1 protein-coding gene is annotated in these 571 nt (G+C 51.5%); it reads left to right on the top strand.

Annotation, left to right across the window (positions count from 1 at the left end):
• The coding region (locus tag RMQ97_RS15540; RefSeq protein ID WP_413661811.1) for a hypothetical protein at window positions 1-571 on the top strand (571 nt) is incomplete at both ends.

The raw sequence follows: 571 nt of genomic DNA, 5'->3' as shown, positions 1-571 counted from the left end.
TGGGCCGACAATGGTGCTGACAATCCAGAAGGGTTCACACCGGGTAGTGCCAGTACCAATTTCTTCTATGACGTCAACGGCAATATTCTAAAAACGCAAGTCAACCGGGCTGAGCTCAATGGCAATGGCAGCCAGGTCAATCGCGACACGATCGAATACTGGTATGAGTTCGACTTCTATGATCGTGTTGTCATCTCCAAAGGGCATAAAGCGTCAGGCGCAACGCTCATAACAGAGGGATCAGAGGGATCGACCTTCACCTATGATCTCGTGGGGCGCAGAATGTCCAGCTCCACGGGCAATGGCCCGCTGGAGACCTACCAATACAATTTCGATGACACGATTGATCAGGTTTTCATCGATGGCGTTCTCAAGGCAGACTTTACATACGATGCACAGCAGCGTGTGACAGAACAGATTGAGTATCGGGTCGATGGCCCCTCAGGCGTTCCAGAAGTCGCTTACCAGCACTACAACATTTACTACGATGCCGATGGCCGGGTCACGTCAGACAAGAAGGTCTGGTTCCAGAAAGACGATGACGGCGATTTCCGATCTCACTCGGATACGA

The sequence above is a fragment of the Maricaulis sp. D1M11 genome (assembly GCF_047308265.1).
Lineage (GTDB): Bacteria > Pseudomonadota > Alphaproteobacteria > Caulobacterales > Maricaulaceae > Maricaulis.
The sequence above is the reverse complement of the archived record's forward strand: the minus strand, read 5'-3'. Positions and strand labels throughout refer to the sequence as shown.